The following is a 23285-nucleotide window of genomic DNA, read 5'->3' on the forward strand; positions in this document are numbered from 1 at the left end:
GCTTTAAAGAAAAATCTCTTGCACATCCAGCTTACGCTCGATCGTGAGATCGATGAAGCGGTCTTGAATTTGAATAAGGGGACGGAAAAATTCGCTTGGATGCGTCATGACGATGACACCGGTCTGGCCGTCGCTCAGCAACGCTTGTTTGCCGATAAAGTTCGGGATCATATGTTTGATAAACGTTTGGGTCGTCTCTGCGTCGAGCTCGGAAAAGCTCATGCGATATAATTCACGCAGTACGTGGAGCAGATCCCGTCTTTCGCGATACACGCGCATGGAAATCATTGCGCTGTAGACGTCTACAACTGCAACAATTTTGGAGACAGGATGGATCTGGTCGCCTTTAAGCCCCAGTGGGTATCCTGTACCATCCATACGTTCGTGATGCTGTGCGGCGACAAGCGCTGCAACCTCGTTTTCCATCGATTTCTGAATGATCTCGAAGCCATAGCTCGGGTGGCGCTTAATCTCTGCGAATTCTTCCTCGGATAACCGGCCAGGCTTGTTCAGGATGTCATCATTAATTCGGCATTTGCCAATGTCATGCAAGAAGCCGGCTTGTCCGATTTCAATGGCTTCCTCTTCGCTGTAACCCATCCATGATCCCAGATAGAAGGAAAGCATCCCAACTTGCACGGAATGCTGATACGTGTAGTCATCCTTCGTGTTTAATAGGAGGAGCATAGACACTACATCTCGTTCCATCCGGAAGTTATCGACGAGTGGCTGGAACGTTTCTTGAACAGCTGCTTCATTAATGGTGCCTTGTTTGAATGCCGTCTCAAAGAGGGATTTACAACCTTTTATAGTATCTTCATAAATTGGCTGTACGGTAGGCATCCACTTGGGGCTCATCCCTGATTCTAGTGTGCGATTCGTGTTGGTTAGTTCGGACGGTTTTGCCATTTCCGCATCGGCGCGAAGATCGATTTCTACATAATCAATTTGATGCTGGAACAACATTGAGATTTCTTTGCTTTGAAGAGTCGTTCCCTTCGACAGAACGTGGAGGCCGAAGTCGTTGAATGCATCGGCATTAAGCCGATCCCCGTCCTTCAAATCGGTAACGTGTACCCGCATTATTGACACCTCTGCACAAGAAATAAACTGCTAGTACTATCGTATCAATTGTTGTAGTGGATGGCAATATGAGACAACTTATTATTATTGAATTTAGTGAAAAAATGTTGAAAATAATCGTATTTACTGGAAAATTGGCCACAACGTCACGTTGAAAAAATGCCGATTGAACTATTGGCCTAGTAATTGAGTATATATACGTTTGGCTTCAATGATTTGATCGGTCCCTTGCACGAGCGCACGTCCGTCAGGGAAGACGACAAGCGATAGCTCGCTTTGCGCTAACTGAATGCGAAGCAAGAAGCGATTCACGGTCACTTGGCCAGCTGGGGCAAGACGCCGGGCTAACGATTCAAGCGTTAGCTGCATCGGTTTATCGGGTGTAATTTGCACGGTGTTGCGGCCGCATAAGGCAGCAGCAGCGTAATCATGTTGCTCACCGATCCATTCATACGCATGGTGGGCGCAGGCAGGACAATCCGTACGTTTGGACTGGTCCATCCGAACCTGCAGCCAACGGTTGTTCCATACATCTGCTTGGAGCAGCGAGGGGTTCATCGCTTGGCGGTTGCCGGATAACCATTTTAATGCTTCAGCAGCCTGGAGGGATCCAATAATATCGATGATTGGTGAGATGACGCCAGTCGTTTCGCATGTATCGGTTGTGCCCCCTGTTGGAGGAGTAGGAAAGAGGCAACGGAAGCAAGGCGTTTCGCCTGGAAGGATCGTCATTGTCATGCCAGATCCGCCGACAGCACCGCCGTAGATCCAAGGGATATGATGTTTCACACTGACTTCATTCAATAGGTATCGTGTGGAGAAATTGTCGGTGCCATCGATAATGAGATCATTCCCTGTGAGCAGTTCTTCTGCAAGATGCGGGACCAGATCGGCCACAATCGGCTCAATGATGGGCAAGGAATTCGCCGCATGAAGCCGAATGGCTGCCGCTTCTGCTTTAGGCAGCATTTGGGCAGCGTCTTCCTCCATGTAGAGCATTTGCCGCTGCAAGTTGCTCCACTCTACAATATCGCGGTCGATGATTCGCAGGCGTCCAATGCCGGCACGAACGAGATGTTGGGCAATGATGCTGCCCAATGCGCCCATGCCGACAATTACGGCAGAACGGGAGCTGATCGCTTGCTGCCCTTGTGTACCGATAGGAGCGAATCGCATCTGGCGTGCATAACGCATGGAGGGGGAGTGTTGCTCCGAAGAGGTCATATCGTTCATAGGTGAGTGAAGTCTCCTTTCCATACGATCATTCATGCTTAATCCTATAAAGGCAGTTTACAAGGATGCAGTCGGGTTCCAGGGGCCAAGCTGATGCCCTTTCCACTCCGAACCGTCCTCCCAAATTTCTTTTTTCCATATTGGCACGATCTGTTTTAAACGTTCAATGGCGTATCGGCTTGCTTCGTAGCAGGCATCACGATGAGGGGCAGAGACAGCAATGACGACGCTTATTTCAGCAATTTCGACCACGCCAGTCCGATGGGCAATTGCACATAACGTCCCAGGCCAGCGCTCTTCGATTTCTTGCCCGATTTGTTCCATTGTCCGAAGCGCCATTGGTGCATAGCAATCGTACTCGAGCCTTACGGTGCGTTGCCCTTGTGTCCATTCACGCGTCGTGCCAACGAAAGAAAGTGTTGCTCCATTGTTAGGGACAATGACTAAACGGGTAATATCTTCTACAGCTATCGTTTGGCCAGTCAGCTGATAGCGCGAGGGCGTCTCGCCGCCCGATACTGGGGGAAGCAAAGCAAGCTCGTCCGAAGCTTGCAGCGGTGTGTCGTCGGCCGCATACGCATGATTGCGTGCAACGAAGCAAAGCTGGATGAGGCTCGCATGGTCAGGATGCTGCTCGGCAATGATTGTTTTCAATTGTTGGGCAGTCATTGTGTTACTCTCTAACGTAAGCTCTATTGTTAGTAAACCAAGCCTTTCTGGAAGGCCGGCAAATAATTGGATGGACCATTGATTAGTCATGGAAGAAAACCTCTCATACCTATGGAATAATAGTGGTTATAGCATATCACAATCCATCGAAAAATGTTATGCTAATACATATAGATTGATTACGATTCGACTAGAGCTGGAGGTTAGCGGAGATGCGTACATTAACAGACCGATTCGGAAGGGTGCACAACTACTTGCGCATATCCGTTACCGACCGATGCAATTTGCGCTGCATATACTGTATGCCAGAGGAAGGCGTTCAATTTACGGATGCCTCCAACCTGCTGAGCTATGATCATATTGTAGAGCTGGTGGAGTCCGCCGCAAGCATGGGCATAACCAAATTGCGCATTACAGGAGGCGAGCCGCTCGTACGCCCTGGGCTTGATGGGCTTATTAGAAGGCTCTCGCGCATTCCGGGCATATCGGACATTGCGTTAACGACGAACGGCTTGCTGCTTGCCCAGCAAGCGGAAGCGTTACGGGATGCAGGCTTGAACCGGGTAAATATAAGCTTGGATACGCTGGATTCGACGAGATTTAAGTTTATTGCCCGCCGGGGCGAGCTAAAGCGTGTGATGGAGGGGATCGAAGCAGCGGGACGCGTTGGCTTTGACCCGATTAAGCTGAACTGCGTATTGCTTCGCGGCGTGAATGAGGACGAGATTGGCGCGTTTCTGCGCATGGCTTACGAGCAGCCGCTGCATGTTCGTTTTATTGAATATATGCCGATAGGGCATGCAGATGAAAATTGGAAAAAGCAGTACTTGCCTTTATCGCGCGTATTGGAAATTGCTGATGAGCAGTCGCTCGCTTATGGGGTTCGTGACGATGTACTGGGCAATGGCCCTTCCCAAGATTACGAGATGATCGGCGGCAAGGGCTCATTTGGCCTTATCCATCCGGTAAGTGATGAGTTCTGCAAACGGTGCAACCGGCTGCGATTGACAGCGGATGGGTATTTGAAGCCTTGCTTGTATTGGGTTGATGAGCTGAATGTCCGTCCGGCGCTTGGAAGCGCTGAAGCGATGGAGGCATTGTTCCGCAAAGCGATGGATATTAAGCCCGAAAATCATGAAATGGGCGCGAAGCTGTTCGATAATGCCCAATCCCATATGCCGACCGACCGTAGAATGTCACAGATTGGCGGTTAGATTAAGCATCCTATAATGGAAGGGAGCAATCGAATGTCGTACAATGAAGGAAGAGAAACCCGCATCGAGATTGAACATGATGAGTTTGGCATTGAGAGCTGGACAGCTGATGCGATGGCAGAATTGGCTGGGGAATCGTTCCCAATTGGAGAACGTGTGCCGGAAGCGGCAGGAAAAGCATTCGATTGGGCAATCTGGTATGAGGAATGGCTTAACCTGCTCGCCTATACGAGCCATTGCACGTTATCGCCTCCTAAGCAGCTAAAGCTGTATGCTGCAGACCAATTCGAGGCTTCAATTCCATGGGATCAATTGAAGGGTGCAGCTGTGCTGTTCGCCGAGCAAGATGGGACACCGCTCGCTAAGGGTGGACCAATTCGATTATTCGTGCCGAACGGCTCAAGCAAATGCTTGAATGTAAAAAACATTGTTCGTATCGTGGTGTCAACGCAGGAGGAGCTCTCGGAGGAAGCGACGTATGGCTTCAAGCAGCAGTTCACGCTCGATGATATGACCATTAAGAAACGATCGACGACTTAAGTGACAAGGCGGTTCGATCAGCAAGGGGGCTAGGATGCACGAGACGCGCGAATGGCCGATTGAAGCAGTGCTGCTGCACAGCAACGACATCCACAGCCGTCTGGAGAACGCCGCACGAATGGCTACGTTCATCGCAGAGGAACGAAGGATGTTTGGCAGCGATCGCGTACTTGTCGTCGATATCGGCGATCACATGGATCGGATGCGCGCGGAGACGGAAGGCAGCGATGGGATGGTGAACGTCGAGCTGCTTCGGGCAGCCGGCTATGAGGTGATCACCCTTGGCAACAATGAAGGACTGACCTATGAGGCGGACACTTTAGAAGCAGCTTATCAGTACTGCGCTGGCTTTGCAGTTGTCGTCGCGAATATGCGGCGAACAGCCGATCAAGAGCAGCCAGCATGGATGTTGCCGTCAACAATAATACGCAAAGGGCAATTGCGAATCGGGATAATTGGTGTTACAGCGCAATTTTCTGATTTTTATACGCTATTGGGTTGGGATGTAACGGATCCGCTGCAAGCTACGGCAAAACAGGCAGCCCAGATCAGGCCGCATGTAGATGTTGTGGTTGTGCTGTCCCATCTTGGGCTTCCTTTCGATCGGATGATGGCAGAGCAAGTGCCTGGGGTTGACCTCATATTAGGCGGCCATACGCATCATTTGCTTGAGGAACCGCTCGTCATTGGCAACACGACGATATGTGCAGCAGGGAAGTTTGGCGAACAGATGGGCCGGATCGAAATTGGAAGGGATCCAGTGACGGGCGCCCCCCAATTCCGCGCCTCATGTGTTCCTGTGGCTGCGTTCGAAGAGCATGAGGCAGCGGTAGGCATTCTGAACCGTTATCGGGAATCCGCCCAGCGCAAGCTGGATCGGGTTATTGTGCAGCTGGAAACGGCATTGCCAGTGCGCAACGATCAAGAATCGCTGCTTCCTAACTTGTTGGCAGCCGGCATTCGGCGATGGACCGATACCGAGATTGGGATCGTTAATTCAGGCCAATTGCTTGCGGGGCTAGCTGTCGGCGACGTTACGGCAGGCGAGCTGCATGCGATTTGCCCATCGCCTATTAACCCGTGCCGCATGCGATTGCAAGGCGTACATATTAAGGCTGCTTTGGAGCAATCGCTGACACATGAATTTATCGAGAAGGCGATTCGCGGGTTTGGATTTAGAGGAGTGACGCTCGGTACGCTGGCCGTAGATGGGATGGCAATCGAGGTAGAACCGGACAGGGCGGGAGAATGGGCTATTGCAGCCATATATGTCGGTGACCAACTGCTAGTTGAGGAGCGCGAATATGAAGTCGGCACGCTAGACATGTTCACGTTCGGAGTAGGTTATGAGTCGCTTAAGCTAGGAAGCGACATCCAATATTTTTTGCCAGAATTTATTCGGGATGTGCTTGCTCATGAGCTTCAAAGCAAAGATGCAATCGAAGCAGCTTCCAAAAATCGCTGGCGCCAACGCAAAGGGAAAGCAGCAACTTAAAAAAAGAGGGGGAGGAGTGGCGATTTTTGTCGGAAACCCCCGAAAATAAGGTTGCTCTTTTGCTTAGAATCCCTTACATTAACATTACGAACGAATATGACCGATGAATTAGGTATTGATTCTCGCTCGCTGGGCGCGTGAACGCGCAGCCTGGAACGAATAGAGAGAGTACAACAGTTGCGGGGCGGGATACGGATGCGCTTAATGCCCATATCGAAGTGTCGGCCTGGCATGAGGCTGGCGAGAAAAATATATTCAGAAGAAGGGCTTGTTCTTCTCGCCGAAAATATTGAGTTAACTGCCCGAATGATTAAACGTTTGATGAACGCTGGCATTCCATACGTATACATTCAAGATGCTCGGGTTGAGGATGCTGTTCTGCCGCAGATTATTCGGGATGAAACGATGCGGGAAGCATTGAAAGAAATTCGGAGCTCGTTCCGTATCATGATGGATCGGCCAGATGGCCGAAAAGGCGTTACATACCCTTATATATCGAAGTCCTATCAGAACGTAATGTCGATGGTAATTGAGGACCTGACGGCCCATAAGGATGCGATGATCATGCTTATGAATATGGGAGCGGTCGATCAATATCTATACCAGCATTCGCTAAATGTATGTGTCTACACAACAATGTTAGGCATTGCAGAAGGGTACTCGCGAGATGAGTTAACGATTCTGGGAATGGGCGCCGCTTTGCATGACATCGGCAAGACGCAGATTCCAGACAGCATTTTGAAGAAAGAGGGCAAGCTGACGTCTGAAGAATTCGAAATGATGAAGAAGCATACCGAAATCGGATATAGAATGCTCAAAGATGAGCCTAATATTTCCTTAATCACGGCCCATTGTGCGTTTCAGCACCATGAGCGCTTGGATGGCAGCGGGTATCCAAGAGGGATTAAAGGAGACGATATTCATGATTATGCCAAATGGATCGGGCTCGTTGATTCTTACGATGCGATGACCACGAACCGTGTGTACCGTCCTCCGATGCTTCCGCATCAAGCGATTGAACTGCTTTATGCAGGGACTGGCACACTTTACGAACAGCGGATGGTGGAGCAGTTCCGTGATAAGGTAGCCATCTACCCGATCGGGCTTACGGTTCGGATGAACACGGGAGAGACCGGAATCGTCGTTGATATTAATGCAGCATGCCCCCACCGGCCAATCGTTCGCGTCATTGAGAATGAGGGCGGGGAGCCTGTACAAGTTCCGTATGAGATTGACCTGTCGAAACGGTTGACGACGATGATCGTTAGCGTAAATGACGAACCGACGGAAGTGCCGAGTGCATCCGGTTTATGATTTCCAACCTAATCCCGCCGACCTATGGGCGGGATTTATTTGCGTCCAGCGCAGGCGGATATTACAATGGAAGATAAAGCTTACATCCATATGAGTGAAAATAGGTGCTGAAGATGAATCATACACTAGCGATAAATGAACAACTGCCCATACGTCCGGAAATGTCCCCATCGTATGACCCATGGGATCCGATTGTATCGTTACAGCGGTACGGACGCCATACGCTAACTAGCGTTGAGATGACTGTGTCTAATCTGTGCAATATGCGATGCGAGCATTGCGCCGTAGGCGATACGCTTGTATTAGCAGAACCGGCCAAAATTCCGCTCGATCTTATGCTGCGTCGGTTAGATGAAGTGGAACATTTGGAGACAATAAGCATTACAGGCGGGGAACCTTCATTCTCCGAGAACACGGTGCGCAATTACATGGTACCGCTGCTCCGTTACGCTAGAAGCCGGGGGATTCGTTCCCAGATTAATTCGAATGTAACGCTTGATTACAAACGATATGAGCAAATGGCTCCGTATCTGGATGTGATGCATATTTCATTTAACTATACGACTGCGGACGACTTTCATCAGGTAGGTTTCGCACGTTCGGGCCATTCCGTCTCCAGAGATACAGCGGTCCGTTTGTATGAGCGAATGATTGATAATGCGCGCCGGCTGAGCGAAGCGGGCGTACTTGTGTCAGCGGAGTCGATGATTAATTATCGAACGCATGAAAAAATCGATGAAATTCATCAGCTTATTATGGAGATGGGCTGCAAGCGGCATGAGGTGCACCCGATGTATCCAAGCTCATTCGCTGCCAATCTGCCGATGCTGTCACGGGAACAAATGCGTGCGGCGATTGAGCGGCTGCTAGATGCACGCGACAAGTCTGTCTGGATGCTGTTCGGAACGCTGCCATTTTTCCGTTGCAGCGACAACGCGGAAGAACGGGCATTGCTTGCGCGGCTGGCAGCCGAGCCGAATGTGACCGTGCGCAATGATCCTGATGGGCGAAATCGGCTCAATGTGAACATGTTCACAGGGGATGTATTCGTAACGGACTTCTCTGATGTTCCGGCATTCGGCAACGTGAACAATGATCGGTTGGATGATGTATTTGACCGTTGGCTGGAAGGCGAGCTTGCTCGCTCAATTGATTGCCATTGCCCAGCGGCCGGCTGCTGTGGGCCTAACTTGCTTGTCAAAGATATGTACTACCGTGGAGAGAATTTCCTCCGCCGCCAAGCATTGATGGATTAACGCTTAGACGTGCGGCAATAAAGGAGAAATGCCGGTTTGACACATACGGAATTTTTGCCGGGATCGATCATTACGAATTTGCTTATCGTTATATTGCTTGTTATGTTGAATGCGTTTTTTGTAGCGGCGGAATTTGCTCTTGTAAAAGTGCGGCAGTCGCGCCTCACGCAGCTTGCAAACGAAGGCAATATGAGGGCAAGATATGCACTTAAGGTTAATTCAAAACTAGATGCGTATTTGTCAGCAACACAGCTAGGCATTACGCTTGCATCACTTGGGCTCGGTTGGGTTGGCGAACCGGCGATCTCTGAGTTGATTGTCGAACCGATCCTATATTCCTTCGGCGTTACCGATCATGTATTGATCTCTACACTGTCAGTTGGCATCGGATTTGTCGTGATTACGTTCCTGCATATCGTATTGGGGGAATTGGCGCCGAAGTCGCTTGCAATTCAAAAGTCTGAAAGTGTATCGCTCTGGCTGTCCTTGCCGCTCATTACGTTTCATCGTGTGTTTCTGCCAGCAATTTGGCTGCTTAACGGGGCTGCGAACCGATTATTGAAGCTTTTCGGCGTTCAACCGGCAAGTGATCGCGAGGCGGCCCATACCGAGGAGGAAATACGGCTCCTGATGGACGAAAGCGCGAAGAGCGGCATCATCGATAAAGATGAGATGAAACTATTCGATAATATCTTCGAGTTTTCAGACCGTCTTGCACGTGAGGTTATGCTGCCACGTACGGATATGGATTGTATTTATACAGACCAGTCCTATGAAGAAATCATTCAACATGTGTATGCAACGAAGCATACACGGTATCCGGTTGGCGTTGAGGATAAGGACCAAATTATTGGTTTCGTACACATTACGGATCTTCTAACCTCGGATTCGGAGCAGGAACAGGACATCCAGACGTTTCTGCGCCCGATTCTTAGTGTGCCGGAGTCGATGGAAATCAGCGATGTTTTGAAGCTGATGCAGCGCAAGCATGCACAGCTCGCCATCGTGGTTGATGAATATGGCGGGACGGCGGGGATGCTGACGACCGAGTTGATTTTGGAAGAAATCGTTGGTGAAATTCATGATGAATTCGATACGGAGCTGCCAAGCGTAATCGTCAAAGGCGAGATCACGTCAGTGGAAGGCCGGATGCTCATCGAAGAAGTGAACGATATGTTCGGCCTTGATATTGTGGATGAGGACGTCGATTCCATCGGGGGCTGGCTTTTCACCAAGCTGGAAGGCAGGCCTGTGAAAGGGAAGAAGGTCAGCTACGACGGGTTCTGTTTTGAGGTAGCAGAATGTGAGCCGCTTCGTGTGCTGAGGGTTCATATTTATAAGAAGAAGCCGGTGAACAGCAAGCCAGACGAGTTTGCCGGGAAGAAGATAGACTGAACATAGTTGGATTATGCGTGCGTCTCCTTGCTGATGAAGCAAGTGGGACGCTTTTTGTTTTGGAGTTAATTGCCTGGGAAATAAGAATCAAGTTCATTGGACTAGTTAAAGCCTCATACGATGAGAGAGAGCCGTTATGCACATAAGGAGGTAACACCATTGAATACGACAAACGTTAATGCCGCCGCTCACTATGTGCCTCATGTCAGCCATGCAGGTTATCGCGAGTGGAGGCCCTTTATCGGTCCGCATGATCCTTGTCCGCCGGTTTATGTCAAAACCTATGTCGTTCCTCCTAACCAATACATCCCTTACCAGCCCATGAACCTGCCTCAATATTCGTTAGCCGAGGCGCTTAAGGCTGGCACGCTATGGCCGGCATTGTACAGTCCATATCACTCAAAATGCAGCAAGAAGGGAAGGTGAACCGGATGAGTGATCAGCAAGAAGAACAACAGGTGGAGCAGCAGGGGCAGCAAGAGCGCAAGCTGGATGAACACTACTACCACAAGCTGCTTGAGCTGCAACAGTTGGATTTTGCGTTAGTTGAGCTAACCTTGTATTTGGATACGCATCCGAATGATTTGCATGCGCTTCAGCAGTTTAATCAGTTAGCGCAGCAGCGGCAGCAAGTGGCGTTCCAGTTCGAGATGCAGTACGGGCCGTTGCTCCAATTCGGGCATAGCTATTCCCGGTTCCCATGGCAATGGTCGGAATCGCCTTGGCCTTGGCAGGTGTAACGGATTTGATGTGCAAGGCCAGATCAATCAGCTAGCAGCTAGCGATTCGAGAGGGGGCCAATGGCATGTGGATTTATGATAAAAAGCTGCAGTACCCGGTTCGGGTGAGCAAATGCGACCCGATGATGGCTAAGTTTCTATTGGAGCAATACGGCGGAGCCGATGGGGAGCTCGCCGCTGCGCTCCGATACTTAAATCAACGGTATTCGATCCCGGATAAAGTGATCGGGCTGCTGACGGATATCGGAACTGAGGAATTTGCGCATCTCGAAATGATCGCCACAATGGTTTACAAGCTAACGAAGGATGCTAGCGTGGAGCAGCTAGAGGCCGCGGGTCTTGGCCCCAACTATGCGCAGCGGGATCATGCGATCTTTTATACGAATTCAGCAGGCGTGCCATGGACGGCCTCTTATATCCAGGCCAAAGGTGATCCGCTTGCGGATTTGTACGAGGATATTGCGGCCGAGGAGAAGGCTCGCGCGACCTACCAGTGGTTGATCGATATGACGGATGACGTCGATTTGCAAGATAGCTTGAAGTTTCTGCGGGAGCGGGAGATCGTTCATGCACTGCGGTTTAAGGAAGCAGTGGAGATCATTAAGTCGGATCGTGAGACGAAGAAGGTGTTTTAATGCTATTGTAAAATCAGAAACGCATGCCTATGGCATTGCGTTTCTGGTTTTTTTTGTGCCTTGTTAGTGAGTTTCATATTGCTGTTTGGATGGATTGTTCCTTAGATGAAGTGTTGTAGTGATGATGTATCTCGTGTTAACGGTTGCTGCTTTTTTCATATTTCGCCGGAGAAGATAATCGAACAATAACAGGCAATAAAAGCGCCTCTTCCACAAGAAGAGGCGCTATTTGGCGGACGCGGCGTCGAATATGTAATAGTACCTTACACTAAACGGTTGACAAACAAGCAAACCATTATATATTAGTTATAAATGATTATATCTAATTATAATTAAGTATAACGAAATATTGCTTAATTCGCATGACTGCAAGTTGTTCTGCCATTATGATTCGAATAAAATTTGACCGGTAAGCGACAGATCATAGTTCGACATGGCGCGAAGCTCCTGTTTGAACGGCTCCGATCGAACGATGCTAAGCAGGCTATCAATTAAGGTACGGTTGGCTGCTGTATTTAATACAACGAGGTCGTACCGCTCTTTGATTAGTGGAACGAACGTAACGCCGCTCACAATGCTAGCTGTTTTTTCAGTTCCGATCCCCACATCTGCTTCGCCGGAAGCGACTTTGGCTGCGATAGACAGGTGGTTGGCGAGCACCTGGTCATAGCCGATGAGGCGATCTGCTTGGATGCCATGCAGCCGAAGCTGCTCATCTAGCAACACTCGTGCGCCGGAGCCTTGCTCGCGGTTTATGAGGCGAAGCCCTGGACGGCTGAGATCAGGCCAAGCCTGAAGCTGAAGTGGGTTGTCCTTCGCGACGTAGAACCCGGCGTTCCGTGAGAGCAGATTAATGACGATCAAAGGCATCCCAACGAGCAGCTTGCGAATATATGGCAAATTGTACTCGCCAGTGTCGCCATCGAGCAGATGGGTGCTAACGATGTCGGATTCCCCTCGGTACATCCGAATTAGGCTATCGAGGCTGCCAGCGTAAGAGCGAAGCGGCCGCATCCCTTCCAACTGCTGCTCCAGATGGTTAGCCAAGATGTCGAGGCTCATATCCTGGCCAGTGATGACAAACGGCCGCACGCCAGGCATCGCCTGAAACATCGCCGCAGAGGGCAGCGTGGAAGGGAAGGCATTGTTGTGTTCGGCGAACGGTTGGACAAGCGGCACAGGCGTGGGGCTTACGGTCTGCCCTTTGCTTTTTTGCTTGTAAGCTTCTAAGTCGGAAGCATCAACGCGCATTTGCTTTCCGACACGGTAGGCGGGGAGATCCCCTTTCTTAATGAGGTCATAGACCGTCAACTTTGATATTTTGAGCAGCTTAGAGATTTCTTCCGCCGTATAAGATTCATCGTGGGACATAGCAATCATACCTCCTGGGAAGGATCGTTCGATCTGGCGTGAACTTCTTGTATTGTATCATAGGGAATGGCTAATGGAGGATCATGTAATGAAAGCAATAATAAAAAGCGTTCGTCCACTTTTAATAATGCTCACGCTTATGCCCATGCTGCTCCTGGCAGCTTGCGGATCAAGGGCAGCAGGCATGAATGGAAAAGTGGAGTTAACGATTTCAGCTGCAGCAAGCCTTACGGATGCGCTTAATGAATTGAAGCCTCTATATGAGAAAACGCATGCGAATACGTCGATCGCCTATAATTTCGGTGCGTCAGGTGCACTTCAACAGCAAATTGAACAAGGCGCTCCAGCGGATGTTTTCCTGTCGGCCGCATCCAAGAATATGCAGGCTCTCGTGGATAAAAAGCTGATTCGGCCCGGCCGGGAACGCAATTTGCTCACCAATGAGCTTGTTGTCGTCGTGCCGCCGTCTGGCAAAGCTTCGGCCACAAGTTTGCAAGACCTCCAGAAAGCTTCAATGAAACGCATTGCCATTGGCATCCCCGAAAGCGTGCCCGCAGGCAAATATGCGATGGAGGCGCTAAGAGGCTCGAAGCTGTGGGACGGGCTGCAGCCAAAGCTAGTGCAAGGAAAGGACGTGAAGCAGGTGCTGCAATATGTTGAGACGGGCAACGCGGATGCGGGATTTGTCTATAAGACCGATGCGCTGGCCTCTAAGAAGGCGGAGATTGCATTTACAATTGATCCGGCCAGTTATTCGCCTATCTTATATCCAGTTGGCATCGTTTCTTCAACAAAGCATGAGGAAGCGGCCGAAGCGTTTTACGCGTTTTTGTCATCGGAAGAGGCGTTAAACATTTTTATTAAGTATGGCTTTTCGGTGTCCCCATGATGAACAAACCTTATGATTGGGACGCCCTATGGTCGCCGATTCGGCTATCTTTACAGGTGACGGTATTGGCGAGCATCGTCGTTATTGTGCTAGGCATCGCAATTGCTTATTGGATGTCCAAGTCCAAGCTGAGGGGCAAAGTTATCATTGAGACATTGTTTATGCTGCCGCTCGTATTGCCTCCTACTGTCGTTGGGTTTCTGCTGCTGGTGCTGCTTGGGCGGCGAAGCTGGATCGGGCGTTTCATCGAATGGCTGTTTGACGCGCCGGTCATTTTCTCATGGTGGGCTGCAGTTATCGCTGCTGTGATCGTTTCGTTTCCGCTTGTCTACCAGACGATGAAAGCAGGGTTTGATTCGGTGGACCGTTCCTTGCAGGATTCGGCACGATCGAGTGGAGCGTCCGAGTGGCAAGTTTTGCGCTACATTAGTTTGCCGCTCGCTTCCCGGTCGATCCGGACGGCTTATATTCTTGGATTCGCGCGTGCGTTAGGGGAGTTCGGCGCGACGCTTATGATTGCAGGCAACATTCCTGGCCGGACGCAGACGGTGCCAACTGCGATTTACGTAGCTGTCGATTCGGGCGATTCCACCACCGCATGGATATTAACGGGAACTACTGTATTTATTTCATTCCTATTGCTTCTATTTGCACGAAAATAAACCTCACAACTGAGCAGGCGATGTACGCTTCTCGTTCGTGAGGTTTTTTCTTATCTATCAGGTTGTAGCGGTTGCTACCCACGATAAAGGTTAGGGGTCAGCCCGTATTTTTCCTTAAACGCACGGTGAAAATAAGGGTAGCTGTTGAATCCGCAATCGAGCGCGATCTGCTCTAGCTTAAGCGGAGTATGCTTCATGCGTTCAACTGCCATCGACAGGCGAATATCGAGTGCATAGCGAACGATGGTCGTGCCGCTCCATTCACGGAACAAATGCACGGCGCGCGAAACACTCAGGCCGACATGCTTGGCGACGTCTTCTAATTTGAAGGGAGCCGAAGCATGTTCCTCGATATAACGTTTCATCTGTGTGATAGTGAAAGGCTCATCTGTCTCTGCGATTGCACGGTCTAGGCAAAGGCAAAGCGCTTGCAGCAAATAGCTGTTCAACTCGTGGGAGTCGGGTGTCATAATGCGTGTCTCGAACGCCATTTGGCGCCAAAGCGTAATGATTCTGTCATCCAGGTTAATGTGGATATGTTGCTGCCGTTTTGTTTTCTTCCACCACAGGTCGATCCAAGCTCCGCTACAATAAAGGTAATAATCGGCGCTATCCGATCCTGTTGCCTCAGCGCCATCAAGGAGCAGTTCGTAAGGCTCGCCGGGTTGGAACAATAACAGGCTGCCTGGGCTGAGATCAATGAAGGCATCATTGACAAGCGCATGCCCTTGTCCCTCGATTTGCAGCCGAAACAGGTAAGAGGGCAGGCTAGGCACCCTTTTGCTCGAAAAAGGGGAGGAATGTCTAGAGTATCCACAATTTAAAAGTTCTGCTTCCACGCTTGGCCTCCGTCACTTTTTAGCCAAATAAGTTAAGTGTTAACCACATTAGCTATGTTCGATTGCTTATCTTATCCCATACAATAGGAGCAGATAGGCTATAAAATACCATTCTATAGGAAGAGGTGCGGTATATGCAACGGATGGGTATCGGCGTACAATTATATACAGTGCGTGACGAAATGGAAAAGGACGTAGAAGGCACGCTCCGCAAAGTTAAGGCATTAGGATTTGATGCAGTTGAATTCGCAGGTTACTTTAATGTGCCGGCTGAACAAATGCGCGCTTGGCTGGATGAAATCGGTCTCAAAGCTTTCAGTACACACGTGGACTTGACGCGCCTTCGCAATGACCTTCAAGGCGAAATTGCATATGCTAAAGCAATCGGCGTGAAATATATCCCATGTTCCTATATTCAGCCAGAAGATCGCCAGAACCTGGACGATTGGAAAGGCATCGTGGCCTTCTTGAAAGAAACGGCTGAGGAAGTTAGCAGACACGGCTTGCAATTCTGCTATCATAACCATGAGTTTGAATTCGAGACGAAGTTTGAGGACGGCAAATCGGTTTACGAAACGCTATTCGAAACGATCGGCGAGAACGATATGAAGATCGAGCTGGACGTATGCTGGGTGCAATATGCGAAGGAAGATACGATCGCGACTATCGAGCATTATGCGGGACGCATTCCATTGCTTCATGCAAAAGACTTTAAGCGTGCAGAAGACAACAGCATGATTACGCTTCGACTCGGTACTGGTGAAGTGAACCTGCCAGCGGTGCTGGAAGCAGCGGGCAAAGCAGGCGTCGAGTGGCTGATTGTAGAGCAGGATTATTGTCAAATTCCGCCGTTTGAGAGCATTGAAGCTAGCTTGAACTGGCTGAAAGAAAATTACCAGACGAAAGTAGGAGCCTAACAATGGCAAAGATTAGAGTAGCAGTTATCGGCTGCGGAGCTATCGCGATCCGCCGCCACATTCCTGAGTATATGGTCAATCCGAATGTAAAGCTCGTTGCATTCGTTGATCCAGTGCTGGAACGTGCGGAAGAGATTGCAGCCAAATTCAATGCATTGGCTTTTAGCGATTATGAAACAATGCTGAAGGAAGTGCAGGTTGATGCGGTAAGCGTTTGTACGCCGAATATTCTGCATGCTCCTGTAGCGATTGCAGCAGCTAACGCTGGTGCGCATGTACTCGTAGAGAAGCCAATGGCAACGAATGAAGCGGATGCGCTTGCAATGATCGAAGCTGCTAACGCGAATGGCGTTAAGCTGATGGTCGGCCAAAGCCAACGCTTGATGCCTCCTCACGTGAAAGCGAAGGAGATTTTGGATTCGGGCCGATTGGGTAAAGTAATCTCGTTCCGCACCTCCTTTGGCCATCCTGGCCCAGAAAGCTGGAGCGTGGACGGCAAAGAAAGCTGGTTCTTCCGTAAGGATGATGCAGTAATGGGCGCTATGGGCGATCTTGGCGTGCATAAATCCGACTTGATGCGTTGGTTGCTCAATGACGAGGTAGCGGATGTCGCTGCTTTCGTTGGAACGCTGGACAAGGAAGACACGACGGTTGACGACAACGCGACTTGCTTGATTCGCATGAAAAGCGGCGCAATCGGTACGTTGGTTGCAAGCTGGACTTATTATCGCGGAGAGGACAACTCGACGATTCTGTGGTGTGAGAATGGCGTCCTCAAGATTGGTACGGATCCGGATCGTCCTGTGATTTTGGAACTTCGGGACGGTACGAATGAAGATATCGAAGCCGGCGGAATTTCCACGAACAAGCGTCAGCTGCCGAGCTATGTCATCGACGAATTCGTCGATTGCATCGTGAATGACAAGGCGCCTTCGATCTCTGGTGAAGAAGGGCTTCGCTCGCTGAATGTCATTTTGGCAGCATTTGAATCGCAAAAAACGGGCAAAGTTATTGCCGTTAAATAGGGAAGCAACAGAACGGGGACCGCTTTCAGGCGGAAGCCGTTCTTTTTTTTTTGGATGATTTACTGGGCAAATGCGTGTTTTTAACCGATATAAGAAGAATAAGTGGAGGATTCAATGTAAAAAATAGAAAGACGTTTAGCGCCGATTGCGATTAATTGCCTGCCTTAATGAGGCAAGGAAAAAGCGCCAGAGGGCTATTTTTGACGGAATATGATCCAAAACGACCGATAACGCTATGGAATGACATGAAAAAGCTGGCCTCCAAAGAGGTGGTGGCATCATCAATTGATCTCTCTACGAGAACGATATCATACCAAAGTGTTATTTCTGTCGTAAGGGGGGTCTATATTATAATGGTTATTAGGAAACAATACGTTTTTCCTCCACATTGAATATTAAAAATTAATCCAAGACGGAGGTCTCACATCCATGTCAGTGGACAACGGAAACTCGCAACGCCCTTGGGAAGCATTTTACGGTCCGAACTTGGGCTACGCACAAGAACAATATGAACGATATGTTTTGGATCCCGCCTCGGTAGATGAAGCGACGCGGACGATGTTCGAACGCTGGGGCCAACCGCCTGCAGCTGAGACTACGGTCGCAAGCGGCTCAACCGCTACGGCACCTATAGATGCGAATTTGTTGAAGAAAGCGGTTGCAGCAGGCAAGCTTGTTTGGAACATCCGTACGTATGGACACCTTGCAGCTGATATTGATCCGCTTCACATTGGCCCAGCAGCAGACACAGGCATGATGGAGGCTTCCAAGTACGGCATTACAGAAGCAGACCTCGCAGTCATCCCTGCTGAACTTGTATGGTTCAATGCACCAGCAGGCACGGGCAATGGCGCCGATGCGATCCGCAAGCTGAAGAAAGCCTACACAGGAACGATTGCTTACGAGTTCAGCCATGTTCACGTGGAAGCGGAACGGGATTGGCTGAATGATCAAGCAGAGCAATTCGCACCTGCTTTCAAGCTGTCTAGGGAAGAGCGCAAGGAGCTGTTCACTGGGCTTGTTGAAGCAGAGTCGTTCGAAGACTTCCTGCATCGTACGTTCGTCGGCCAAAAGCGCTTCTCGGTAGAAGGCAATGAGTCGGCTGTGCCGCTCGTGAACGAATTGGTGAAGCAGCTGGCAGACAACGGAGCCAAAAACATTTTGCTTGGCATGGCGCATCGCGGACGCTTGAATGTGCTGGCTCACGTGCTCGGCAAGCCATACAAAAAAATCTTCTCCGAGTTTCATCATTCGCCAAACCGCAACTTGGTGCCATCTGAAGGTTCGATGGGCATCAACTATGGCTGGTCAGGCGATGTAAAATATCACTTGGGCGCTAATCGCTCGCTCAAACGCAGCGAATCGGTTGAAACGCGCATTACGTTGGCGAACAACCCGAGCCATCTTGAATATGTAAATCCAGTTGTGCATGGCTTTACGCGCGCGGCGCAAGAAGACCGTACGCAACCGGGCTATCCGGTTCAAGACGTGAAGTCCGCTGGCACGATCGTCATGCATGGTGACGCTGCTTTCCCAGGCGAAGGCATCGTGACGGAGACGCTTAATATCGGCCAACTGAAAGGTTACACGAATGGCGGCTCCATTCACGTAATCGTGAACAACAAGATCGGGTTCACGACGGAGAGCGTAGATTCGCGTTCGACGCATTACTCCAGCGATCCAGCTAAAGGCTATGAGATCCCGATTATCCATGTCAATGCGGATGATCCAGAAGCTTGCTTGCTGGCTGCCCGCATTGCAACGGAATATCGCTCGAAGTTCCAGAAGGACTTCCTCATCGACCTGATCGGCTACCGCCGTTACGGCCACAATGAGACAGACGATCCAGAAACGACGCAACCAACGATCTATGCGAAGGTTAAAGCACATGCTTCCGTTAGCAAACTGTATGCTGAGCGTTTGATTCAAGAAGGTGCATTCACGGCTGAAGAAATCGAGCAGGTGCGCGTTGAGGTTATGAACAAGCTGAAGGACGCTTATGAAGAAATGAAAAACAGCGCCGTTCAAGAACAAGTTCATCAAGCAACCGACGTTCGCGCAGCACGCCAAATCGGAAGCATCCCGACAGGTGTTTCGCTGGAGAAGCTTCGCCAGATCAACATGCAGTTGCTCCAATGGCCGGCGCAATTCAATGTCTATCCGAAGCTTCAGCGCATTTTGGAACGCCGCTCCGGCGCGCTCAACGAAGGCGAGAAGGTCGACTGGAGCCACGCGGAGACGCTGGCGTTCGCGACGATCCTTGCTGAGGGCAAGCCGATTCGGATTACAGGACAAGATGCTGAACGTGCAACATTTGCTCACCGTAACCTTGTTCTGCATGATAGCAATACTGGCGAAACGTTCTGCCCGCTGCACAAGATGCCGCAAGCAAAAGCGTCATTCGCGATCCATAACAGCCCGCTTTCTGAGTCTGCTGTATTGGGCTTTGAATATGGCTATAACGTGTATTCCCCAGAAACGTTTGCAATCTGGGAAGCACAGTTCGGTGACTTTGCGAACACAGCACAAGTACTTATCGATCAGTTCATCTCGGCTGGCCGTTCCAAATGGTCACAAAAATCGAGCCTGACGATGCTGTTGCCGCATGGCTTTGAAGGCCAAGGTCCCGAGCACTCGAGCGCGCGACTTGAACGGTTCCTGCAAATGTCTGGCGAAGAGAACTGGACAGTCGCATACTTGTCCAGCGCATCGCAGTACTTCCATCTTCTGCGCCGCCAAGCGGCGATCTCAGAGACGGAAGCGGCACGCCCGCTCGTGCTGATGTCGCCGAAGAGCTTGATCCGTAACCCGCGTGTAGCTTCCCCTGCGGCTGAGTTCGCAGAAGGAACAGAGTTCCATCCGATTCTGGAGCAGCCGGGCCTTGGCAGCAAGCCAGAGCGCGTAGAGCGCATCGTCTTCTGCACAGGCAAGATGGCAATCGATCTTGCTGACGCACTTGAGAAGGATGAGAACAAGGATAAGGATTGGCTGCACATCGTTCGCGTTGAACAATTGTATCCATTCCCGCAGAAGGAAATCGAAGCGGTTATTGCCCGGTTCCCGAATGCGAAACAGTTCATCTGGGTGCAAGAAGAGCCGCAAAACATGGGCGCTTGGTCGTACATCGAGCCTCGCCTTCGCGCTGTATCGCCTGAAGGCGCAACGGTAAGCTATATCGGCCGCCCTGAACGTTCGAGCCCAGCTACTGGCTTCCAAGACGTTCATGCATTCGAGCAACAGCAAATTATTACTATGACGTTTAACCAAAAACCGACTTTGACATATAGCACTGGGAGGTAACCGCTGTGAGTGACATTATCGTACCAGCAATGGGAGAATCAATTACAGAAGGAACGATCTCTAAATGGGTTGTTCAAGAGGGAGCAACGGTTCGCCAAGGCGACGTTCTTCTCGAACTCGAAACGGATAAAGTAAACATCGAAATCGGTGCGGAAGCTGACGGTGTCGTGACGAGCATTTTGAAGCAAGAAGGCGATACGGTTGCAATCGGTGAAGTCATCGGTACAATCGGCGCAGGTACAGGAGCTGCACCAGCGGCTCCAGCTGCGGCAGCGCCAGCGCCCGCAGCAGCTGCACCGGCACCAGCACCAGCAGCAGCCCCTGCAGCAACAGCTGTTGCTGTAGCAGAAGCATCGCAAGTAAATGCATCTCCAGCAGCCCGCAAGCTTGCTCGTGAGAAAGGCATCGACCTGAGCGCTGTGCCAACTCGCGATCCAATCGGGCGCGTATATTCCGATGACGTTAAATCGGCATCGAGCCGTCCGGCAGCACCTGCAGCGCCAGCAGCTGCTCCTGCTCCTGCTGCTGTACAAGCAGCAGTGCCTGGCAAGCCTGCTGAGCGCAAGCGGATGTCCCGCCGCCGCCAGACGATTGCTAAGCGCCTCGTGGAAGCACAACATAACGCGGCAATGCTGACGACGTTCAACGAAGTTGATATGACAGCGATCTTGGATGTGCGCAAGCGCCGCAAGGACAAGTTCAAAGAGAAGCATGACGTGAACCTCGGATTCATGTCCTTCTTCACCAAAGCAGTCGTTGGTGCCCTGAAGGCATTCCCGCTGCTGAATGCAGAAATTGATGGCGATGACATTATCGAGAAGCATTACTACGATATCGGTATCGCAGTGTCGGCACCAGAGGGCCTCGTCGTTCCGGTCGTTCGCGATGCTGACCGTCTTGGATTCGCTGAGATTGAGCGTAACATCCTTGATCTTGCCGTTAAAGCACGCAACAACACGCTTGGCTTGTCCGAGCTGCAAGGCGGCACGTTTACGATCACGAACGGTGGCGTATTCGGTTCCCTGCTCTCGACGCCAATCCTGAATGCACCGCAAGTGGGCATTCTCGGCATGCACAAAATTCAGCTTCGTCCAGTTGCAATCGATGCTGAACGGATGGAAAACCGTCCAATGATGTACATCGCATTGTCGTACGATCACCGTATCGTAGACGGCGCTGGCGCAGTTAGCTTCCTCGTAAAAGTGAAGGAACTGCTCGAAGATCCAGAAACGCTGTTGCTTGAAGGCTAATTTGCCGGAGGCAATTGTGAGATGATAACGAAAAGCCGTTTGCAGTTAATACCTGCAAACGGCTTTTTTGCTATACTTATGAGATGCTTATGAAAGGCTCAAGGCAACCGAACAAGCTAGAGTTTCTTAGTCATTACGACATGTGGAATATCGGCTTCAAGGAAAATATCTGAAACTGTCTCATAGCCGAGCTTCGCATAGAAGGGTTCGGCATGGGTCTGGCCGTGCAGCTTTGCTTTGGAAGCGCCAAGCTGTTTGCCCTGCTGTTCGAGCGCCGTAGTGATTGCAGCACCAACACCATATTTACGATATTCAGGGAGCACGCAGATGCGCTCCAGCTTGGCGATGCCATCGAGTAGGCGTACGCGCCCAGTGCCCGCTGGCTTCCCTTCATAATAAGCGAGCACATGTGACGCTGCCGTCTCATGCTCGTCGTATTCTTCTTGCTCGGAGACGCCTTGCTCGTCAACAAACACTTTTTTGCGAATCTGATAAACATCTTGGAGAGCTGCTTCAGAAGCAGCGAGTTTAACTTCAACCATGGAGCCATACACCATCCTTACAATATTGAACATAGCCGCTATTAAGCTAGACGCTTTATGGGCTGTCGTTGTTGTACCATGAATGGAGGAGCGAATGCAAGCGAGGCCTCAGAATGCGAAAAATTTTTTTATAAGGATTGGCTAAATACAGATGGAAGGTTAATCAGGCATTGCATGTTTTTGGACCTGATCTTATGTTTTTGTTAACGAAATGTGCCTGGCCGGTTGCCAATCGTTAGCCATTGACGTTCTCCTGTCCATTCTTTTACAATGGAACTTAGTGCATAAGGGCTGGCGAACGGCATTAGCTAGCTTGTTGAATCGTGTTAAGAAAGGTAAGAGCTATGTCCAAAATTAGAGTGATCATGGTAAGCTTGTATCTGATGGTAATTTATTGGGCCTCATCACATTTTCCTGATGTGCATACGTTATTTTTTCCGACATTGGGAGCTTTCTGCCTCTTGTTCTTGACCCGTTCATTCGAACGGAAGGTTTGGGCGAACATAAGCGTTGGTGCGGTCATTGGCGCAACAGTTGGCAACGTGCTTTATTCCATTAACCCTGGGCCAGTAACGTTCTTCCTGAACGCGCTGCTGATGATTGCGTTAATTACACGGATGAAATGGAATGCGCCGCCGATTCTTGCCGTTTCGTTTATCCCATATTTCTCGCATCCAACGACGGTATGGACGCTGCCGCTGTCGGTCGCGTTATCGTTATCGGGGTTAATCGCGACGTTGTGGATCACGGAGACGCTGGAGCGGGGATTTGAATTAAGGAAGAATGAAGAGCTTGAGTCAGGCATGTAGGCGTGTTACTTAAGGCATGCATGAAAATGAAATGAATATAATGGCATTGCATCGCAAATCAACCTTCGTTAAACAGCAGGATTAAGCAGAAAGTCAGGTGAGACGAA

At 50.2% G+C, this 23285-nt stretch carries 22 protein-coding genes and 1 pseudogene; 17 read left to right on the forward strand and 6 right to left on the reverse strand.

Going from position 1 to position 23285, the window contains the following annotated elements; all coding sequences use genetic code 11:
- Positions 1-3: 3 nt before the first annotated feature.
- The 3 genes from GON22_RS02365 to GON22_RS02375 all read right to left on the reverse strand — a co-directional run bounded on the left by GON22_RS02365 (position 4) and on the right by GON22_RS02375 (position 3075).
- A complete protein-coding gene (locus GON22_RS02365) occupies positions 4-1083 on the reverse strand; it encodes an HD-GYP domain-containing protein (protein WP_160394522.1) in 1080 nt (359 codons plus the stop codon).
- Between the two features lie 171 nt (positions 1084-1254).
- Positions 1255-2316, reverse strand: coding sequence for a ThiF family adenylyltransferase (locus GON22_RS02370; protein WP_160394523.1), 1062 nt, complete (start codon positions 2314-2316; stop codon positions 1255-1257).
- Between the two features lie 57 nt (positions 2317-2373).
- Positions 2374-3075, reverse strand: a complete 702-nt coding sequence (locus GON22_RS02375; protein ID WP_160394524.1) for a molybdenum cofactor biosynthesis protein — start codon at positions 3073-3075, stop codon at positions 2374-2376.
- Positions 3076-3197: 122 nt separating this feature from the next.
- Here GON22_RS02375 and moaA point away from each other — a divergent pair, with 122 nt between their 5' ends.
- From moaA to GON22_RS02420, 10 genes and pseudogenes are all read left to right on the forward strand, one after another.
- Complete coding sequence (gene moaA, locus GON22_RS02380; RefSeq protein ID WP_160394525.1) at positions 3198-4199, forward strand: GTP 3',8-cyclase MoaA; 1002 nt, start codon at positions 3198-3200, stop codon at positions 4197-4199.
- A 33-nt stretch (positions 4200-4232) separates the two neighbouring features.
- Positions 4233-4739, forward strand: coding sequence for a molybdopterin-dependent oxidoreductase (locus GON22_RS02385; protein WP_160394526.1), 507 nt, complete (start codon positions 4233-4235; stop codon positions 4737-4739).
- Between the two features lie 34 nt (positions 4740-4773).
- Positions 4774-5391: pseudogene (locus tag GON22_RS26650) on the forward strand (metallophosphoesterase); the annotation flags it as partial.
- Positions 5392-5649: 258 nt separating this feature from the next.
- The gene (locus GON22_RS26655) at positions 5650-6234 is read left to right on the forward strand and encodes a 5'-nucleotidase C-terminal domain-containing protein (RefSeq protein WP_442954345.1); all 585 of its coding nucleotides are present in this window, start codon (positions 5650-5652) and stop codon (positions 6232-6234) included.
- 195 nt (positions 6235-6429) lie between these two features.
- Positions 6430-7548 (forward strand): HD-GYP domain-containing protein, encoded by a 1119-nt coding sequence (locus GON22_RS02395; protein WP_160394528.1) that lies wholly within the window; start codon positions 6430-6432, stop codon positions 7546-7548.
- A gap of 113 nt (positions 7549-7661) precedes the next feature.
- Complete coding sequence (gene yfkAB / locus GON22_RS02400) at positions 7662-8804, forward strand: radical SAM/CxCxxxxC motif protein YfkAB (RefSeq protein WP_160394529.1); 1143 nt, start codon at positions 7662-7664, stop codon at positions 8802-8804.
- A 36-nt stretch (positions 8805-8840) separates the two neighbouring features.
- Positions 8841-10199 (forward strand): hemolysin family protein, encoded by a 1359-nt coding sequence (locus GON22_RS02405; RefSeq protein WP_160394530.1) that lies wholly within the window; start codon positions 8841-8843, stop codon positions 10197-10199.
- Between the two features lie 195 nt (positions 10200-10394).
- The gene (locus GON22_RS02410; protein ID WP_336604255.1) at positions 10395-10625 is read left to right on the forward strand and encodes a spore coat associated protein CotJA; all 231 of its coding nucleotides are present in this window, start codon (positions 10395-10397) and stop codon (positions 10623-10625) included.
- Positions 10626-10630: 5 nt separating this feature from the next.
- Entirely contained in the window at positions 10631-10939 is a 309-nt protein-coding gene (locus GON22_RS02415) for a spore coat protein CotJB (protein ID WP_160394532.1), read from the forward strand.
- Between the two features lie 65 nt (positions 10940-11004).
- On the forward strand, positions 11005-11574 hold the full coding sequence (locus tag GON22_RS02420) for a manganese catalase family protein (RefSeq protein ID WP_006039146.1): 570 nt from the start codon (positions 11005-11007) through the stop codon (positions 11572-11574).
- A gap of 384 nt (positions 11575-11958) precedes the next feature.
- On the opposite strand, the gene GON22_RS02425 is transcribed toward GON22_RS02420, so the two are convergent.
- Entirely contained in the window at positions 11959-12945 is a 987-nt protein-coding gene (locus tag GON22_RS02425; protein ID WP_160394533.1) for a substrate-binding domain-containing protein, read from the reverse strand.
- A gap of 88 nt (positions 12946-13033) precedes the next feature.
- Here GON22_RS02425 and modA point away from each other — a divergent pair, with 88 nt between their 5' ends.
- Positions 13034-13834, forward strand: coding sequence for a molybdate ABC transporter substrate-binding protein (modA, locus tag GON22_RS02430; protein ID WP_202113046.1), 801 nt, complete (start codon positions 13034-13036; stop codon positions 13832-13834).
- Entirely contained in the window at positions 13831-14496 is a 666-nt protein-coding gene (modB, locus tag GON22_RS02435; protein WP_160394534.1) for a molybdate ABC transporter permease subunit, read from the forward strand. The genes modA and modB overlap by 4 nt, the downstream gene beginning before the upstream one ends.
- Positions 14497-14570: 74 nt before the next feature.
- On the opposite strand, the gene GON22_RS02440 is transcribed toward modB, so the two are convergent.
- A complete protein-coding gene (locus tag GON22_RS02440) occupies positions 14571-15272 on the reverse strand; it encodes an AraC family transcriptional regulator (protein WP_336604252.1) in 702 nt (233 codons plus the stop codon).
- 197 nt (positions 15273-15469) lie between these two features.
- Here GON22_RS02440 and GON22_RS02445 point away from each other — a divergent pair, with 197 nt between their 5' ends.
- The 4 genes from GON22_RS02445 to odhB all read left to right on the forward strand — a co-directional run bounded on the left by GON22_RS02445 (position 15470) and on the right by odhB (position 21827).
- Positions 15470-16252: a sugar phosphate isomerase/epimerase family protein gene (locus GON22_RS02445; RefSeq protein WP_160394536.1), complete on the forward strand. Its 783-nt coding sequence runs from the start codon at positions 15470-15472 to the stop codon at positions 16250-16252.
- A 2-nt stretch (positions 16253-16254) separates the two neighbouring features.
- The gene (locus GON22_RS02450; RefSeq protein WP_160394537.1) at positions 16255-17277 is read left to right on the forward strand and encodes a Gfo/Idh/MocA family protein; all 1023 of its coding nucleotides are present in this window, start codon (positions 16255-16257) and stop codon (positions 17275-17277) included.
- A gap of 429 nt (positions 17278-17706) precedes the next feature.
- Positions 17707-20577, forward strand: coding sequence for a 2-oxoglutarate dehydrogenase E1 component (locus tag GON22_RS02455; RefSeq protein WP_160394538.1), 2871 nt, complete (start codon positions 17707-17709; stop codon positions 20575-20577).
- Between the two features lie 5 nt (positions 20578-20582).
- The gene (gene odhB / locus GON22_RS02460; RefSeq protein ID WP_160394539.1) at positions 20583-21827 is read left to right on the forward strand and encodes a 2-oxoglutarate dehydrogenase complex dihydrolipoyllysine-residue succinyltransferase; all 1245 of its coding nucleotides are present in this window, start codon (positions 20583-20585) and stop codon (positions 21825-21827) included.
- 116 nt (positions 21828-21943) lie between these two features.
- Here the strand turns inward: odhB and GON22_RS02465 are convergent, their stop codons facing one another.
- The gene (locus tag GON22_RS02465) at positions 21944-22369 is read right to left on the reverse strand and encodes a GNAT family N-acetyltransferase (protein ID WP_160394540.1); all 426 of its coding nucleotides are present in this window, start codon (positions 22367-22369) and stop codon (positions 21944-21946) included.
- 344 nt (positions 22370-22713) lie between these two features.
- Between GON22_RS02465 and GON22_RS02470 the strand changes: the two genes are divergently transcribed.
- The gene (locus GON22_RS02470) at positions 22714-23178 is read left to right on the forward strand and encodes an HPP family protein (RefSeq protein ID WP_160394541.1); all 465 of its coding nucleotides are present in this window, start codon (positions 22714-22716) and stop codon (positions 23176-23178) included.
- Positions 23179-23285 lie beyond the last annotated feature (107 nt).

This window comes from Paenibacillus sp. MMS18-CY102 (assembly GCF_009789195.1).
Lineage (GTDB): Bacteria > Bacillota > Bacilli > Paenibacillales > Paenibacillaceae > Paenibacillus_T.